Below are 16,072 nucleotides of genomic sequence, written 5' to 3'. Positions count from 1 at the left end.
GCATGGGCTTCTCGCAGCATTCGGGGATGGTGATCGTGTGTGACGGTACCGACGAAGCGGCTGAGCGCATCGCCCGTGTCCTGCACAACGATCCGGCAACCGGCGTGATGCGCCACGCGGATGCGGGCTATGACATCGCCATCGACTGTGCGAACGAGCAGGGCCTGAACCTGCCGATGATTAACGGCTGACCCACGGGTACGAATCCTGTGGGAGCGGGCTTGCTCGATGCAGACGCCTCGGTGCTTCAGGCGATACGAGGCGATTCAATTGCAGGCAGGCCCGGCGACACAGGACGGGTTTGTTTGCGGATATCTAGAGGGTGTGAGCATGAACAACAGTCCGTTTACCCAACAACTGCAAGGCGTTCGTGTGCTGGACATCAGCCGCGTACTGGCCGGACCGCATTGCACCGCGATGCTCGCTGACCTGGGGGCCGATGTCATCAAGTTTGAAGTACCCGAGGAGGGCGATGATGCCCGTCATCTGGGGCCGTTCCTGGACGGTGAAAGTGTTTACTTCGGCTTGATAAACCGCGGCAAGCGAAGCGTTGAAATCGATTTTAAAAACCCTGCGGACCGTCAGCGCTTCTATGAGCTGGTAGCCGATGCCGATGTAGTGGTGGAGAACTTCCGCCCCGGTGTCACTCAGCGCCTGGGCATCGATTTCGATAGCCTCAAGCAGCACAACCCGCGCCTGATCTACGCCAGTATTTCCGGCTTTGGCCAGGAAGGCCCGCTGTCCAGGCGTCCAGCCTACGACATCGTGGCGCAGGCCATGTCCGGCCTGATGAGTGTGACCGGCTTTGCCGCAACCGGCCCGACTCGCAGCGGTGAGGCCATCGGTGATCTGTGCGCTGGCGTCTATGCCGCCTGGGCAATCAGCTCGGCACTGTTTGCCCGCGAACGGCATGCGCCGGGGGCGCAGTACATCGATGTGGCCATGTTTGACGTGTTGTTCAGCCTGCAAGTGACGGGCTTGTCCAACCTTTACGCCAACGGTGTGGCGCCCGGGCTGGTCGGTAATCGGCACCCGGTATCGACGCCTTTCGACACATACCGTGCAGCGGATGGCCTGGTGGTAATTGCGGTGGCGAGCAATCGCTTGTTTGAACGTTTGTGCCAGTGCATGGGCCAACCGGAGCTGGCGACGGATGCGCGTTTTATCAATGACACTCAGCGCACCCTGAACGAGCCTGCGTTACGCGCCACCATTGAATCCTGGACCGCGCAACACAGCGTTGAGCACTTGTGCGATGGCCTGCTCGATGCTGGTGTGCCGTCCTCTCCAGTGTGGGATCTGGCCGAAGCCGCAGGCAGCGAACACGCCCGCGTCCGCCAGTTGCAGTTTCAGCCAGAGGGCGCAGCGCTGCCGCTGGTACCGCAACCGGTGTTCTTCAACGGCCACAAACCCCACGCGTCCACCAATGCCCCACGTTTGGGCGCAGACAACGCCGCATTTGGCTTGAACAAAGCAGGAGCACACGCATGAACTTCGAAATGACTGCAGAAGAATTGGCAGTGATCGACAGTGCCGAACAAGTCGCCCGCGAGGTCATTCAACCACTGGCCCAGCACTACGACGAAACGGAAACCTTCTGTCTGGCGAGCATCAGGGCCCTGGGAGATTTGGGCTGCATGGGCATTAACCTGCCAGAAGAATATGGCGGCCTGGGCATCGGCAGTCTTGCCATGAGCCGTGTGGTAGAAGCGGTGGCGGGCGCCTGTGCATCCACGGCATCGGCCATGACCGCGCACTTTTTGGCCACTGACTCGATCCTGCTTGGCGGTACAGAAGAACAAAAGCAGGAATGGTTGCCACGGGCGGCCAGCGGCGAGTTGCTGGCAGCGTTTGCCCTGACTGAACCTGCGGCGGGTTCCAATCCGGCCGACATGCGCAGCCGCGCAGTGCGAGAAGAGGGCGGCTGGCGTGTGCGGGGCAGCAAGCACTACATCACCAATGCCAAGGAAGCGGATTTCATCGTCCTCTATGTCAAGACGGACCCAGACGCCGGTCATAAAGGCATCAGTGCATTTATAGTGCCCCGTGGAACGACGGGTATCAGCTTCTCAAGCCCGGAAAAAACCATGGGCCTGCGTGGCAGTACCATCTATGAGCTGTCGCTGGACTGCTGGCTGCCGGAGTCGGCGCTGCTCGGTGTTGAGGGTCAGGGCTTCAACACGGCAATGGCGGTGCTGGATCGCGGACGGGTGGAAGTGGCGGCCATGTCGCTTGGCATTGCCAATGCCGCACTGCAAGCCAGCCTGAGCTGGGTGCGCGAACGTCAGATCGGGCCCAAGCCGCTGGCGGCTTATCAAGGTACCCAATGGCGGCTGGCAGACATGTACGCACAGCTTGAAAGCGCACGCATGTTGACCATGAAAGCTGCCGCGCGGCGTGACAGCGGCGAGCGCTTCAGCCTGGACTCGGCCACCGCCAAACTGGTCGCCGCCGAGTGTGCCGGGTTTATCACCGATGCCGCTCTGCAATTGCACGGCGGATATGGTTACAGCCGGGACTTGCCGTTGGAGCGTTACGTGCGTGATGCACGGATTTTGCGGATTTTTGAAGGCACTTCCGAGGTGCAGAAAATCATCATCTCCCGCGCCTTGCTCGACGCAGCCAAATAATCGGTTTGCGGCAGGTTCGTAATAGAGCCTGCCCGTTGTTGCATGGATGCACTGAGGTTCGGTCAAGGATTGGAAAAGTCTTTCCCAAAACAACACGGCGCACCTTGGGTGCCAGCCTGAAGGAACTGCTTATGTCCACGCACAACCAGGATTCACAACGGGCCTCACTGGTCGAACAACGCTCTATTGATTACATCCCTGAGTCGGAGCGCCACGGGCGCCTGTTCAGTCAGTTCACCCTGTGGTTCGGGGCCAACCTGCAAGTGACCGCGATCGTCACCGGGGCCCTGGCCGTGGTGCTGGGCGGCGATGTGTTCTGGTCGTTGATCGGCCTGCTGATCGGCCAAGTGCTGGGTGGCACCATCATGGCGTTGCACGCAGCGCAGGGCCCAAAACTGGGATTGCCACAGATGATCTCCAGCCGGGTGCAGTTCGGTGTCTACGGCGCCGTGATCCCGATTGTGCTGGTGTGCCTGATGTATGTGGGCTTTTCAGCCAGCGGTTCGGTACTGGCCGGGCAGGCGGTCGGGCAACTGGTCGGGGTGAGCGATTCGTGGGGGATTTTGATTTTTGCGGCGCTGATCGTGCTGCTGACCGTTCTGGGGTATCGCACCATTCATATGATCGGACGCGTGGCGAGCGTGGTCGGGGTGTTGGCGTTTTTCTACCTGTTCTACACCTTGATTTCACAAAACGACATTGGCCTGCTACTCAGTAATAAACACTTTTCGCTGAGCAGTTTTTTACTGGCGATTTCGTTGTCCGCCTCCTGGCAGATTGCCTTCGGGCCTTATGTAGCGGACTACTCGCGCTACTTGCCATCGAACACCTCTTCGTTGAAAACCTTTTTGGCGGTAGGGTTGGGCTCGGTCGTCGGCTCGCAAATCTCGATGGTCTTCGGTGTGTTCGTGGCGGCGCTGGCAGGGAGCAAGTTTGCCGGGCACGAGGTGTCGTACATCGTTGGTATGGGCGCGAGCGGTGCAATGGCGGCGCTGCTGTATTTCTGCGTGGTGTTCGGCAAGGTAACCATCACCACGCTCAATGCCTACGGCAGTTTTATGTCGTTGGCGACCATTGTCAGCGGCTTTCGCGGTAACCACGACATCTCCAAACCCTTGCGCCTGTTTTACATCCTGCTGATGGTGGGCTTTGCCACCGCACTGGCGTTACTGGGGCAGCATTCGTTTCTCAAGGACTTCTCGGCATTTATCCTGTTTTTGCTGGCGTTTTTCACTCCGTGGAGCGCGATCAACCTGGTGGACTTCTACCTGATCAGCAAAGAGCGCTACGACGTGCCTGCCTTGTCTAACCCGAATGGCCGATACGGGCGCTGGAACCTGCGCGGTATTCTGGTGTACGCCTTTGGGGTGGTGGTTCAATTGCCGTTTATTGCTACCAGCTTCTATACCGGGCCTCTGGTGGAACAACTGGGCGGGACTGATATCTCGTGGATCATCGGCCTGACGCTGCCAGCGCTGGTGTATTACTTCGTGGCACGCACGTCGGGGCAGTCGGTGCCGGATCAACTGATATTGCCCGTCGAACCCGCAACGGTTTAAGGGCTTTCCAATCAACACAGGTACGCAGTGCTGTTTTTTGTCGGCACTGCTCCTGTAGCCATAGAGGGAGAAACTATGAAGGTGCTGGCCTGTATCAAGCGCGTGGTCGATTACAACGTTAAAGTTCGCGTCAAAGCGGACAACTCCGGCGTTGACCTCGCCAACGTCAAGATGTCGATAAACCCCTTCTGCGAAATCGCTGTGGAAGAAGCCGTACGCCTTAAGGAAAAGGGGGTTGCGACTGAAATCGTCGTCGTCTCCATCGGCCCGACCACTGCTCAGGAACAGCTGCGTACCGCGCTGGCACTGGGTGCAGATCGCGCCATTCTCGTCGAGTCCGCCGAAGATCTGACCTCGCTGGCCGTGGCCAAGCTGCTCAAGGCCGTTGTCGACAAGGAACAGCCTCAGCTGGTGATCCTGGGCAAACAGGCCATCGACAGCGACAACAACCAGACTGGCCAGATGCTGGCCGCGCTGACCGGTTTCGGTCAGGGCACCTTCGCTTCCAAAGTTGAAGTGGCAGGCGACAAGGTTGCAGTGACCCGTGAAGTAGACGGCGGTGCGCAAACTGTTTCGCTGAGCTTGCCGGCGATCATCACCACCGACCTGCGTTTGAACGAGCCGCGTTATGCGTCCCTGCCAAACATCATGAAGGCCAAAAAGAAGCCGCTTGAAGTGCTGACGCCAGATGCGTTGGGCGTTTCGACAGCTTCGACCAACAAGACCCTGAAAGTTGAAGCACCGGCTGCTCGCAGCGCGGGTATCAAGGTCAAGTCGGTGGCTGAACTGGTCGAGAAACTGAAAAACGAAGCTAAGGTGCTTTGAATTGGAGAGCCGAATCATGACTATCCTCGTAATCGCAGAACACGACGGCAAAGCACTGGCCCCGGCCACGCTGAACACCGTGGCTGCTGCCGCTAAAATCGGTGGCGACATCCACGTTCTGGTTGCAGGCCAGGGCATTGGCGCAGTAGCCGAAGCCGCCGCTAAAATCGCTGGCGTGGCTAAAGTGCTGGTCGCCGACAACGCGGCTTACGCCCATCAGTTGCCTGAAAATGTGGCGCCTCTTGTCGCTGCTCTTGTTCAAGTGGGTGGGGGGGCCGGTTACAGCCACATCCTGGCGGCCGCTACCTCCAACGGCAAAAACATCCTGCCGCGCGTTGCTGCGCAGTTGGACGTGGATCAGATCTCCGAGATCGTTTCGGTCATCAGCGCTGACACCTTCACGCGCCCGATCTATGCCGGTAACGCCATTGCTACCGTGCAGTCCACTGCGCCGGTAAAAGTGATCACCGTACGTGCGACCGGTTTCGACCCGGTGGCTGCAGAAGGTGGTTCGGCAGCGGTTGAAGCGATTGCAGCGGTTCACGATGCAGGGACTTCGTCGTTCGTGGGTGAAGAACTGGCCAAGTCGGACCGTCCTGAGCTGACCGCAGCCAAAATCGTCGTTTCGGGCGGTCGCGGCATGCAGAACGGCGACAACTTCAAGCATCTATATTCGCTGGCGGACAAACTCGGCGCAGGCGTGGGGGCTTCCCGTGCGGCGGTTGACGCAGGTTTTGTGCCTAACGACATGCAGGTCGGTCAGACCGGCAAGATCGTTGCGCCACAACTGTACATCGCGGTGGGGATTTCCGGCGCGATCCAGCATCTGGCCGGCATGAAAGACTCCAAGGTGATCGTTGCGATCAACAAGGACGAAGAAGCACCGATCTTCCAGGTGGCTGATTACGGCCTGGTAGCCGACTTGTTCGAGGCAGTGCCTGAACTGGAGCGGGCGATCTGAAGCCGAGCTGAAAACTGGGGTTGACCCCATTCTGTGGGAACTGGCTTGCCTGTGATGTTGACGATGCGGTCTGGCAGACAGGTCGGGGCGATGCCATCGCGAGCAAGCCCGCTCCCACAATGGGACGCTGAAGCTAACCACCGATGTGCCAGAAACATAAAAGCCCCGGAGATTGTCCGGGGCTTTTTGTTACAGCAGCAGGTTATCAGCTGTAGCTGTTAACTTTGACCAGTGCTGGCTCGGTTTGAGCCTTTTCCCAAGTCAGGGTCAAGGTTTGCAGGACACGCGCCATGTAGTCGTTATCGGCGGCAGCCTTCTTGCCCACGTAGCCTTGGCCACGGCGGTACATTTTGAGGTGGGCTCGCATCTGTGGACGGTCCTCCTCGAAACTGGTTTCTTCCTTGCACGAAGTCACTGCATCGATACGAACATCACCGGCGTCACTGATCCACAGAATGTGGTCGTTCAGCGTGTCTTTCTGGGCGGCGAAGAGTCGAGCCAGCTCATTAACAGTCGGTTGGTTATTCAGGTTCATAGCTAACTCCTTGACCACTCGTTGATCTGTCTAATTGATTCGCGCAACTGCATTTGCAGCGCTACGTAGTGTCCATCTAAAGCAGATCTGTCTTGAGTTCGTCATATGTAGTCGTAAAACATAACACTACATAAAGAGCGTAAAGCGAGGGAGAGCAGCGTAAACCAGGATGCCAGGGTGACATGACGCATCAACCACAAGCTTCTTGAAGCCCCTCTGTCGTCTTTGACGCGGACGATCAAGCCAGGTCAGCTTCATCAATTCTGCCTTGTGGGCAGTACCTATCCCGGAACAGCCCGACAGCTCGTCGGACATGCTTGCAACAACCCTTTCCAGCGCTTCCGGTGGGGAAGACGTCTGCATAATGCTGGGGGAAAATCGTGTCGTCAATACATATGTAGTGATTATTTTTGCGCACTACATATGTGACTGGCAGGTCGGTTTTCAGTATGCCGGTCATCCCCTCAGGCACTTTCGGGTTCGGGCGAGCATGGCGCGGTGGCGGAGTGTCTGGATCACAAGGAGCCCGCAGGCGCGGGCACATGCGGCCTGACTCCCGACGAGGTGCGGTGGGAGTCGGCCCGATCAGTGCGGTCAGTCAGAGATCTAGCGGGGGGTTAGAGGCTGCTGCGATCCCGGCCCGGATAATTCATTACAAACTGCACATGCGCCTTCACACCCGTAGCCAGGGTCGCGTCGTCGGCGGTGAAGTAGGGGCTATGGTTATTCGGCACTTTGCTCATGTCCTGTCCTTCAGGCGTGGCCCCCAAAAAGACGAACAAACCTGGCACTTTTTCGGCGTAATACGAGAAGTCCTCGCTTGGGGACAGGGATGCCTCCAGCCGTTGCACCTTGCCCGGGGCTGCCAGTTCGAGTGCCGGGATCATGGCGGCCGTCAGTTGCGGATTGTTGGTAGTGACCGGTGCATGGTTGACCAGCAGCAGGTTGGCTTCGGTCTCATAGGCGCTGGCGATGCCTTGTACCAGTGGCGGCATTTTTTGCAGCAGGGTGTCGCGCACCGCAGCGCTGTTACTGCGGATGGTGCCGGTCATTTCCACGGTTTCGGGAATGATGTTGGCCGCCGAACCTGCATTGACAGTGCCGACGCTGATCACGCCCATCCCCTGGGTGAGGTCGGCGCGCCGGCTGACCAGGGTCTGCAGGCCGTTGATGATGCCTGCACTGGCCACCACGGGATCAACGCCGCTCCAGGGTGCTGAGCCGTGAGTCTGCTTGCCCTTGACGATGATGCGAAAGCCGTCGCTGCTGTTGAGTACGGTGCCTGCCTTGTAATACAGGTGTCCGGTGGGATAACCCGCCATGACGTGAACGCCGAAGATGGCTTCGACCTTGGGCGAGTCCAGTGCGCCGTCGCGAATCATTGCCTGGGCGCCAATCAAGGTATCTGACTCGAACTCGTCAACGTCCGCCGCGCCTTCTTCTGCGGGCTGGAACACAAAGACCACCGTGCCCGCGACCTGATCGCGGTGTTCGGCCAGCACCCTGGCGGCGCCCAGCAGCATGGCGGTGTGAGTGTCATGGCCGCAGGCGTGCATGACCGGCACGGTCTTGCCCAGACGCGTACCGGTGGCTTTGCTGGCGTACGGCAGGCCGGTCATCTCCTTGACCGGCAACGCGTCCATGTCCGCGCGCAGGGCCATGACCGGGCCGGGCAGTGCGCCCTTGAGCACGGCCACCACCCCCGTTTTACCCACTTGGGTGCGCACCTCCAGACCCAGGCTCTTGAGCTGTTCAGCGACCAATGCAGCGGTCTTGAACTCCTGATTGCCCATCTCCGGGTTCTGGTGAATGGTATGGCGCAGCGAAATAACCTGTGAGTTGACCGAGGCGACGGCGGGATCGACCCAGCTCAGGTCAGCGGCCTGGCTGGCGGTGGCAGTCAGTGCGCTGACCAGCGCGAGGTACAAAGGGGCAGGGCTTAGGCGGGGTAACATTGATCTTCTCTATATTGTTGGTCTAAGCCGCACAGGTTATGTCGTCGTCAACCGAAGTGGCTCAGCCGGTCGGCTAAAACCGTTCGATTATCGAACATTAGTCAAGGGTCCAATTGATCTGCAATCATGACCGTGCCTACTCTGGCGTACGTGACACCCATAAAAATGACAACACCGAGTACCTTGCCGATGGATAGCCACCTGCTGAGTGAGCGCAGTAGTGTGTTCAGACATGCAGACCCACATGCCGTTTCCGATTATGTGAACCAGCATGTTGGCCAGCACTGTATTGGTCTCTCCAGAACCACACGACCACTGGCGAGCCTCAATCACCGAAAATTCGCCGAACTTGATCTGTGTCGCATCAGTTATGGCGGGAGTGTTCGCGTGACTTCGCCTGCGCTGGAGACCATCTTTCACCTGCAGGTGCTGCTGAGCGGCAATTGCCTGTGGCGTGGTCCGACCCGTGAACACCATCTGGTACCGGGGGAATTGTTGCTGATCAATCCCGACGACCCGGTCGACCTGACGTACTCCCAGGACTGTGAAAAATTCATCCTGAAATTACCGGTCAACGTGCTCGAATCCATTTGCGACGAGCAGCGTTGGGGACGACCTGCGGGCGGTGTGCGCTTCATGCGCAATCACTACCGGCTCGATGAGCTGGAAGGGTTTCTCGGCTTGCTGGGGATGGTGTGCCTGGAGTCGGAGGCCAGTGACCCGTTACTGCGGGTACAAGAGCACTACACCCAGATTGTCGGCAGCAAGTTGCTGACGCTGATGCAGACCAACATCACCCGTGAATCCCTGACTTCACCCAATGCCAGCATCGAGCGCATCCTCGATTACATCGAACGCAACCTGAAGCAGGAGCTCAGTGCTGAGGACCTGGCTGCGCAGGCGCGCATGAGTCCGCGCTCGCTGTACACCCTGTTCGAACGCCAGTTGGGCGTCACCCCCTTGCAGTACATCCGCCAACGCAAGCTTGAGCGTATCCACGCCTGCCTGAGCGACCCGAGTTGCAGGGTCCGCAGCCTCACCGAACTGGCACTCGATTACGGTTTTCTACATTTGGGGCGTTTTTCCGAAAGCTACCGTTTGCAGTTCGGCGAGCTGCCTTCGAGCACCTTCAAGCGCCGGCATTGAAATACCCCCTCCCCACTGTGGGAGCAAGCCTGCTCGCGAATGCGCTTCGCGAGCAGGCTCGCTCCCACGATTGAAACATCCCCTTTGCGCAGTAATCGGATAGCGATCCGCAGTAAACGGATATTGCTCCTTGAATCGACGCTCTAACCTGACCGGGCCTGGATAATAACAACGGAGGCCCCGGCCATGTCCCTGGGAATCGATTACTTGAATGCCATGCTTGAAGACGACAAGGAGAAGGGCATCTACCGCTGCAAGCGCGAGATGTTCACCGACCCTGATCTCTTCGAAGTCGAAATGACCCACATCTTCGAGGGCAACTGGATCTACCTTGCCCACGAGAGCCAGATCCCCAACATTAACGACTTCCTGACCACCACCATGGGGCGCCAGCCGATTTTTATCGCGCGCAACAAGGCCGGTGAGCTCAATGCTTTTCTCAACGCCTGCAGCCATCGCGGCGCCATGCTGTGCCGGCACAAGACCGGCAATCGTGCCAGCTACACCTGCCCGTTCCACGGCTGGACCTTCAACAACAGCGGCAAGCTGCTCAAGGTCAAGGACCCGAGCGCGGCCGGCTACCCCGAAGGTTTCAATTGCGAAGGCTCCCACGACCTGACCAAAGTTGCCCGTTTCGAGTCCTATCGCGGCTTTTTGTTTGGCAGCCTCAATCCCGACGTCAAATCCCTGGCCGAACACCTGGGTGAGTCGGCCAAGATCATCGACATGATCGTCGACCAGTCCGCCGATGGCCTGGAAGTACTGCGCGGCGCCAGTTCCTATATCTACGAAGGTAACTGGAAGCTCGCCGCCGAAAACGGCGCCGATGGCTACCACGTCAGTTCTGTGCACTGGAACTACGCTGCCACGCAAAACCAGCGCACCCTGCGTGAAGCCGGCGAAGAAATCAAAACCATGAGCGCCGGTAGCTGGGCCAAGAGCGGTGGCGGTTTCTATTCTTTCGACCACGGCCATTTGCTGCTCTGGACCCGCTGGGCCAACCCCGAGGATCGCCCGGCCTACGAGCGCCGCGACGAACTGTCCCGCGACTTCGGCCAGGCCCGCGCCGACTGGATGATCGAAAACTCGCGCAACCTGTGCCTGTATCCCAACGTCTACCTGATGGATCAGTTCAGTTCGCAAATCCGCATCGCCCGGCCCATTTCCGTCGACAAGACCGAGATCACCATTTACTGCATCGCGCCCAAGGGCGAGAGCAGCGAGGCGCGCACCAAACGTATTCGCCAGTACGAAGACTTTTTCAACGTCAGCGGCATGGCCACCCCGGATGACCTGGAAGAGTTCCGCTCCTGCCAGACCGGCTACGGCGCGGGTCGTGGCTGGAACGATATGTCACGCGGCGCCGAGCACTGGATCGAAGGTGCCGATGCCGGCGCCGAAGAAATCGACCTCAAGCCCCTGCTGTCCGGTGTTCGTACCGAAGACGAAGGCCTGTTTGTGCTGCAACACAAGTACTGGCAGGAAACCATGCTCAAGGCCACGGCGTGCGAGCCTGAGCTGATTCCTCTGGAGGCCGTGTAATGAATAGCCTCTATGGAATGGTGTGCGAATTTCTGTATCGCGAAGCGCGTTACCTGGACGACGGCCAGTGGGATCAATGGCTGGAACTGTACGCCGCCGATGCGAGCTTCTGGATGCCGTGCTGGGACGACAACGACACCCTGACCGAAGACCCGCAAAGCGAAATTTCGCTGATCTGGTACGGCAGCCGTGGCGGCCTGGAAGACCGGGTGTTCCGGATCAAGACCGAGCGCTCCAGTGCGACCATGCCCGACACCCGCACCTCGCACAATCTGAGCAATATCGAGATCGTCGACGAGGCCGACGGGCTGTGCCATGTGCGTTTCAACTGGCACACCCTGAGCTTTCGCTACAAGACCACCGACAGCTACTTCGGCACCAGCTTTTACACCCTCGACCTGCGCGGCGCCCAGCCGCTGATCAAGGCCAAAAAAGTAGTGCTCAAGAACGACTACGTGCGTCAGGTCATCGACATCTACCACATCTGATCAACGCTGTGATGCGTGCTTGAAGGTGCCTGCGGGCACCTGGGGCCCGGCATTGCCTGCGAGGTACATTATGAGCTTTCAAATTGCGCTCAATTTCGAAGACGGCGTTACCCGTTTTATCGAAGCCAACAGCCACGAAACCGTCGCCGACGCGGCTTACCGCCAGGGCATCAATATCCCGCTGGACTGCCGAGACGGTGCCTGCGGTACCTGCAAGTGCTTTGCCGAAGCCGGAACCTACGAGCTGGGCGACGAATACATCGAAGACGCGCTGAGCGAAGATGAAGTTGAGCAGGGCTACGTGCTGACCTGTCAGATGCGTGCCGCCAGCGACTGCGTATTGCGTGTGCCCGCATCTTCGACGGTGTGCAAGACCCAGCAGGCCAGTTTTGAAGCCAGCATCAGTGATGTGCGCCAGCTGTCCGAGAGCACGATCGCGTTGTCGATCAAGGGCGAGTCTCTGAGCAGCCTGGCTTTCTTGCCGGGTCAGTACGTCAACTTGAACGTACCGGGCAGCGATCAGTCGCGGGCTTACTCCTTCAGCACGCTGCAAAAGGATGGCGAGGTCAGCTTTCTGATTCGCAATGTGCCGGGCGGTTTGATGAGCACCTTCTTGACCGGCATTGCCAAGGCAGGTGACAGCATGACCCTGGCCGGGCCGCTGGGCAGCTTCTATCTGCGCCAGATCCAGCGCCCGCTGTTGCTGCTGGCCGGAGGCACGGGGTTGGCACCGTTTACCGCAATGCTGGAAAAAATCGCCGAGCAGGGCAGCCCGCACCCTGTGCATCTGATCTATGGCGTGAGCAACGACTTTGATCTGGTTGAACTGGATCGGCTGCAGGCCTTGAGCGCCCGCATTGCCAACTTCAGCTTCAGTGCCTGCGTGGCCAACCCGCAGAGCCAGCACCCGCTCAAGGGCTACGTCACCCAGCATATCGAGCCATGCCACCTGAACCAGGGCGATGTCGACGTATACCTGTGCGGCCCGCCGCCGATGGTTGAGGCGGTCAACCTCTATATCCGCGAACAAGGCATTACACCGGCCAATTTCTATTACGAAAAATTCGCCGCTGCCGCTTGATTCCTTTTTATACGAGGTTGCCATGAACAACAGATTCGACAATAAGGTCGCGCTGGTCACCGGCGCTGCCCAAGGCATCGGCCGCCGTGTGTGTGAACGCTTGCTGGCTGAAGGCGCACGGGTCATCGCGGTGGACCGCTCCGAGCTGGTGTTCGAGCTGCAGGGCGAGGGCGTGCTGACTCTGACAGCCGACCTTGAGCAATACACCGACTGCGCTCGGGTGATGGCTGAGGCGGTAAAAACCTTCGGCCGTCTCGACATTCTGATCAATAACGTGGGCGGCACCATTTGGGCCAAGCCGTTCGAGCACTACCAGGTCGAAGAAATCGAGGCCGAAGTACGCCGTTCGCTGTTCCCCACCCTGTGGTGCTGCCATGCGGCGCTGCCCTACATGCTGGAACAGGGCCATGGCGCGATCGTGAACGTGTCTTCAATCGCCACCCGCAGTGTCAACCGCGTGCCTTACGGCGCGGCCAAGGGCGGGGTGAATGCACTGACCGCCTGCCTGGCGTTCGAGAACGCCGAGCGCGGCATTCGGGTCAACGCCACCGCACCGGGCGGTACCGAGGCACCGCCGCGCCGGATTGCGCGCAATGACGCCGAGCAAACCCCGGACGAGAAAGTCTGGTACCAGCAAATCGTCGACCAGACCCTGGACAGCAGCCTGATGAAACGCTACGCCAGCCTCGATGAACAGGTCGGCGCGATCCTGTTTCTGGCCAGCGACGAAGCCTCCTATATCACCGGCGTAACCCTGCCGGTCGGCGGCGGCGACCTCGGCTGAAGGGCCGGTATCAAGTACCTGACGGGAACACTCAAATGAACCAAGTCCTGATTGAAAGCCTGACGACCCTGATCGTCGACCTGCCCACCATCCGCCCGCACACGCTGGCGATGCATACCATGCGCAAGCAGACCCTGGTGATCCTGCGCCTGCGTTGCAGTGACGGTATCGAAGGCATCGGCGAAGCCACCACCATCGGTGGCCTGGCCTACGGGTACGAGAGCCCGGAAAGCATCAAGGCCAACATTGATGCGCACCTGGCGCCAATGCTGGTGGGCAAGCCTGCGGACAATATCAATGCCGCCATGCAGACCCTGGACAAGATTGCCAAAGGCAATACGTTTGCCAAGTCCGGGATCGAAAGCGCGTTGCTGGACGCTCAGGGCAAGCGCCTGGGGCTGCCGGTCAGCGAGCTGCTGGGCGGTCGGGTACGTGACAGCCTGGAAGTGGCCTGGACCCTGGCCAGTGGCGACACCGCCCGCGATATCGCCGAAGCCGAGCAGATGCTGGATGTGCGCCGTCACCGGATCTTCAAACTGAAGATTGGGGCCAACCCGCTGGAGCAGGACCTCAAGCATGTGCTCGCCATTAAAAAGGCCTTGGGCGACCGGGCCAGCGTGCGCGTCGACGTCAACCAGTACTGGGACGAGTCCCAGGCCATTCGGGGCTGTCAGGTGCTGGGTGACAACGGTATCGACCTGATTGAACAGCCGATTTCACGGGTCAACCGCTCGGGCCAGGTGCGCCTGAACCAGCGCAGTCCGGCGCCGATCATGGCCGACGAATCCATCGAAAGTGTCGAGGACGCCTTCAGCCTCGCGGCTGACGGCGCGGCCAGCGTATTCGCCCTCAAGATCGCCAAAAACGGCGGCCCACGCGCCGTGCTGCGTACTGCGCAGATTGCCGAGGCAGCGGGGATCGCGCTGTACGGCGGCACCATGCTTGAAGGCTCGGTAGGCACGCTGGCCTCGGCCCATGCGTTCCTCACCCTCAAGCAACTGACCTGGGGCACCGAGCTGTTCGGGCCACTGTTGTTGACCGAAGACATCGTGACCGAGGCACCTCAGTACCGCGATTTTGAACTGCACATCCCGCGTACCCCGGGCCTGGGCTTGACGCTGGACGAAGAGCGCCTGGCGCGCTTCAGCCGCTGAACCAAACCTTGTGGGAGCGAGCCTGCTCGCGATGCAGGCGCCTCGACGTCTTCGCGAGCAAGCCCGCTCCCACAGCCTCTTCCCCTATTTCTTCAAGGAGAACCCCATGCTTTTCCACGTAAAAATGACCGTAAACCTGCCGCTGGACATGGACCCGACCAAGGCTGCGAAGCTTAAGGCCGACGAAAAGGAACTGGCCCAGCGCCTGCAACAGGAAGGCACGTGGCGCCACCTGTGGCGCATTGCCGGGCATTACGCCAACTACAGCGTATTCGACGTGGCCAGCGTCGAGGCATTGCACGACACCCTGCTGCAATTGCCGCTTTTTCCGTACATGGATATCGAGATCGAAGGGCTGTGCCGCCACCCGTCCTCGATCCATGACGACGACCGCTAACCCTTTCATTCCCTCGCACAAGAACAAGATAAGGTGAGCCCCATGACCGTGAAAATTTCCCACACTGACGGTATCCAGAGCTTCTTTAAAGAAGCCGCCGGCTTTGGCAGCGACAATGGCAGCCCGCGCCTCAAAAGCATCATTTTGCGTGTGCTGCAGGACAGCGCAAAAATCATCGAAGACCTTGAAATCACCGAGGACGAATTCTGGAAGTCCGTGGACTACCTCAACCGTCTGGGCGGCCGCTCGGAAGCCGGTCTGTTGGTAGCAGGCCTGGGCATCGAGCACTTTATCGACCTGTTGCAGGACGCCAAGGATGAGCAGGCCGGTCAGGTCGGCGGCACTCCGCGTACCATCGAAGGCCCGCTGTACGTGGCCGGTGCGCCGCTGTCCGCAGGGCACGCACGGATGGACGACGGCAGTGAAGAGGGTGTTGCCACCGTGATGTTCCTTGAAGGTCAGGTGTTCGACACTCAGGGCAAGCCGCTGGCTGGCGCCACGGTCGACCTGTGGCACGCCAACACCAAGGGCACCTATTCGTTTTTCGACCAGAGCCAGTCTGAGTACAACCTGCGTCGGCGCATCATTACCGATGCCGAAGGTCGCTATCGCGCCCGCAGTATCGTGCCATCGGGCTACGGCTGCGATCCACAGGGGCCGACCCAGGAATGCCTGGATCTGCTGGGGCGCCACGGCCAGCGTCCGGCCCATGTGCACTTCTTTATCTCGGCCCCTGGCCACCGGCATCTGACCACGCAGATCAACCTGTCGGGCGAAAAGTACCTGTGGGATGACTTTGCCTATGCCACCCGTGAAGGTCTGGTCGGCGAGGTGCAGTTTCGCGACGATGGCGCCCGTGATGTGACGGGGCGCTATGCCGAGCTTGCATTCGACTTCCAGCTGCAGCAGGCCGCCGCCCCCGCAGCCGAGTTGCGCAGCCATCGCCCGCGGGCGTTGCAGGAGAGCTGCTAGCCCAGCAACAGTTGGTAAAAGCTCATTGGCCTGGCTACCGCAA

The 16,072-nt window shown here is 59.6% G+C and carries 15 protein-coding genes and 1 pseudogene; 14 read left to right on the top strand and 2 right to left on the bottom strand.

Annotated elements, in window-relative coordinates:
* The 6 genes and pseudogenes from TU76_RS09055 to TU76_RS09030 all read left to right on the top strand — a co-directional run.
* Positions 1 to 191: pseudogene (locus TU76_RS09055) on the top strand (urocanate hydratase); the annotation flags it as partial.
* Positions 192 to 330: 139 nt separating this feature from the next.
* Positions 331 to 1,491: a CaiB/BaiF CoA transferase family protein gene (locus tag TU76_RS09050; RefSeq protein WP_048351499.1), complete on the top strand. Its 1,161-nt coding sequence runs from the start codon at positions 331 to 333 to the stop codon at positions 1,489 to 1,491.
* On the top strand, positions 1,488 to 2,630 hold the full coding sequence (locus tag TU76_RS09045) for an acyl-CoA dehydrogenase family protein (protein ID WP_048351498.1): 1,143 nt from the start codon (positions 1,488 to 1,490) through the stop codon (positions 2,628 to 2,630). Before TU76_RS09050 ends, TU76_RS09045 begins: the two co-directional genes overlap by 4 nt.
* A gap of 131 nt (positions 2,631 to 2,761) precedes the next feature.
* Entirely contained in the window at positions 2,762 to 4,189 is a 1,428-nt protein-coding gene (locus TU76_RS09040) for a purine-cytosine permease family protein (RefSeq protein ID WP_046809888.1), read from the top strand.
* A 75-nt stretch (positions 4,190 to 4,264) separates the two neighbouring features.
* Positions 4,265 to 5,014: an electron transfer flavoprotein subunit beta/FixA family protein gene (locus tag TU76_RS09035; RefSeq protein WP_048351497.1), complete on the top strand. Its 750-nt coding sequence runs from the start codon at positions 4,265 to 4,267 to the stop codon at positions 5,012 to 5,014.
* Between the two features lie 16 nt (positions 5,015 to 5,030).
* The gene (locus tag TU76_RS09030; protein ID WP_048351496.1) at positions 5,031 to 5,975 is read left to right on the top strand and encodes an electron transfer flavoprotein subunit alpha/FixB family protein; all 945 of its coding nucleotides are present in this window, start codon (positions 5,031 to 5,033) and stop codon (positions 5,973 to 5,975) included.
* A gap of 205 nt (positions 5,976 to 6,180) precedes the next feature.
* Here the strand turns inward: TU76_RS09030 and TU76_RS09025 are convergent, their stop codons facing one another.
* A complete protein-coding gene (locus tag TU76_RS09025; RefSeq protein WP_019822358.1) occupies positions 6,181 to 6,510 on the bottom strand; it encodes a hypothetical protein in 330 nt (109 codons plus the stop codon).
* A gap of 617 nt (positions 6,511 to 7,127) precedes the next feature.
* Entirely contained in the window at positions 7,128 to 8,465 is a 1,338-nt protein-coding gene (locus TU76_RS09020) for an amidohydrolase (protein ID WP_048351495.1), read from the bottom strand.
* A 189-nt stretch (positions 8,466 to 8,654) separates the two neighbouring features.
* On the opposite strand from TU76_RS09020, the gene TU76_RS09015 reads away from it, so the two are divergent.
* From TU76_RS09015 to catA, 8 genes are all read left to right on the top strand, one after another.
* Entirely contained in the window at positions 8,655 to 9,611 is a 957-nt protein-coding gene (locus tag TU76_RS09015) for an AraC family transcriptional regulator (protein ID WP_019822363.1), read from the top strand.
* Between the two features lie 186 nt (positions 9,612 to 9,797).
* Complete coding sequence (gene benA / locus TU76_RS09010) at positions 9,798 to 11,153, top strand: benzoate 1,2-dioxygenase large subunit (protein WP_019822365.1); 1,356 nt, start codon at positions 9,798 to 9,800, stop codon at positions 11,151 to 11,153.
* Positions 11,153 to 11,641 carry a benzoate 1,2-dioxygenase small subunit gene (gene benB / locus TU76_RS09005; RefSeq protein ID WP_048351494.1) on the top strand — a complete coding sequence of 163 codons (489 nt, stop codon included), beginning with the start codon at positions 11,153 to 11,155 and terminating at the stop codon, positions 11,639 to 11,641. The genes benA and benB overlap by 1 nt, the downstream gene beginning before the upstream one ends.
* A gap of 70 nt (positions 11,642 to 11,711) precedes the next feature.
* Complete coding sequence (gene benC / locus TU76_RS09000) at positions 11,712 to 12,722, top strand: benzoate 1,2-dioxygenase electron transfer component BenC (protein WP_019822369.1); 1,011 nt, start codon at positions 11,712 to 11,714, stop codon at positions 12,720 to 12,722.
* 22 nt (positions 12,723 to 12,744) lie between these two features.
* Positions 12,745 to 13,506 carry a 1,6-dihydroxycyclohexa-2,4-diene-1-carboxylate dehydrogenase gene (locus TU76_RS08995; RefSeq protein WP_019822371.1) on the top strand — a complete coding sequence of 254 codons (762 nt, stop codon included), beginning with the start codon at positions 12,745 to 12,747 and terminating at the stop codon, positions 13,504 to 13,506.
* A 35-nt stretch (positions 13,507 to 13,541) separates the two neighbouring features.
* Entirely contained in the window at positions 13,542 to 14,660 is a 1,119-nt protein-coding gene (locus TU76_RS08990) for a muconate cycloisomerase family protein (protein WP_019822373.1), read from the top strand.
* A 106-nt stretch (positions 14,661 to 14,766) separates the two neighbouring features.
* On the top strand, positions 14,767 to 15,057 hold the full coding sequence (gene catC, locus TU76_RS08985) for a muconolactone Delta-isomerase (protein ID WP_019822375.1): 291 nt from the start codon (positions 14,767 to 14,769) through the stop codon (positions 15,055 to 15,057).
* Positions 15,058 to 15,099: 42 nt separating this feature from the next.
* Complete coding sequence (gene catA / locus TU76_RS08980; RefSeq protein WP_048351493.1) at positions 15,100 to 16,029, top strand: catechol 1,2-dioxygenase; 930 nt, start codon at positions 15,100 to 15,102, stop codon at positions 16,027 to 16,029.
* Positions 16,030 to 16,072 lie beyond the last annotated feature (43 nt).

The sequence above is a fragment of the Pseudomonas psychrophila genome (assembly GCF_001043005.1).
Lineage (GTDB): Bacteria > Pseudomonadota > Gammaproteobacteria > Pseudomonadales > Pseudomonadaceae > Aquipseudomonas > Aquipseudomonas psychrophila.
The sequence above is the reverse complement of the archived record's forward strand: the minus strand, read 5'-3'. Positions and strand labels throughout refer to the sequence as shown.

Coding starts and splice junctions, on each gene's coding strand:
- TU76_RS09050 (WP_048351499.1), top strand. CDS start 331: ATGAACAACAGTCCGTTTACCCAACAACTGCAAGGCGTTCGTGTGCTG.
- TU76_RS09045 (WP_048351498.1), top strand. CDS start 1,488: ATGAACTTCGAAATGACTGCAGAAGAATTGGCAGTGATCGACAGTGCC.
- TU76_RS09040 (WP_046809888.1), top strand. CDS start 2,762: ATGTCCACGCACAACCAGGATTCACAACGGGCCTCACTGGTCGAACAA.
- TU76_RS09035 (WP_048351497.1), top strand. CDS start 4,265: ATGAAGGTGCTGGCCTGTATCAAGCGCGTGGTCGATTACAACGTTAAA.
- TU76_RS09030 (WP_048351496.1), top strand. CDS start 5,031: ATGACTATCCTCGTAATCGCAGAACACGACGGCAAAGCACTGGCCCCG.
- TU76_RS09025 (WP_019822358.1), bottom strand. CDS start 6,510: ATGAACCTGAATAACCAACCGACTGTTAATGAGCTGGCTCGACTCTTC.
- TU76_RS09020 (WP_048351495.1), bottom strand. CDS start 8,465: ATGTTACCCCGCCTAAGCCCTGCCCCTTTGTACCTCGCGCTGGTCAGC.
- TU76_RS09015 (WP_019822363.1), top strand. CDS start 8,655: ATGGATAGCCACCTGCTGAGTGAGCGCAGTAGTGTGTTCAGACATGCA.
- benA (WP_019822365.1), top strand. CDS start 9,798: ATGTCCCTGGGAATCGATTACTTGAATGCCATGCTTGAAGACGACAAG.
- benB (WP_048351494.1), top strand. CDS start 11,153: ATGAATAGCCTCTATGGAATGGTGTGCGAATTTCTGTATCGCGAAGCG.
- benC (WP_019822369.1), top strand. CDS start 11,712: ATGAGCTTTCAAATTGCGCTCAATTTCGAAGACGGCGTTACCCGTTTT.
- TU76_RS08995 (WP_019822371.1), top strand. CDS start 12,745: ATGAACAACAGATTCGACAATAAGGTCGCGCTGGTCACCGGCGCTGCC.
- TU76_RS08990 (WP_019822373.1), top strand. CDS start 13,542: ATGAACCAAGTCCTGATTGAAAGCCTGACGACCCTGATCGTCGACCTG.
- catC (WP_019822375.1), top strand. CDS start 14,767: ATGCTTTTCCACGTAAAAATGACCGTAAACCTGCCGCTGGACATGGAC.
- catA (WP_048351493.1), top strand. CDS start 15,100: ATGACCGTGAAAATTTCCCACACTGACGGTATCCAGAGCTTCTTTAAA.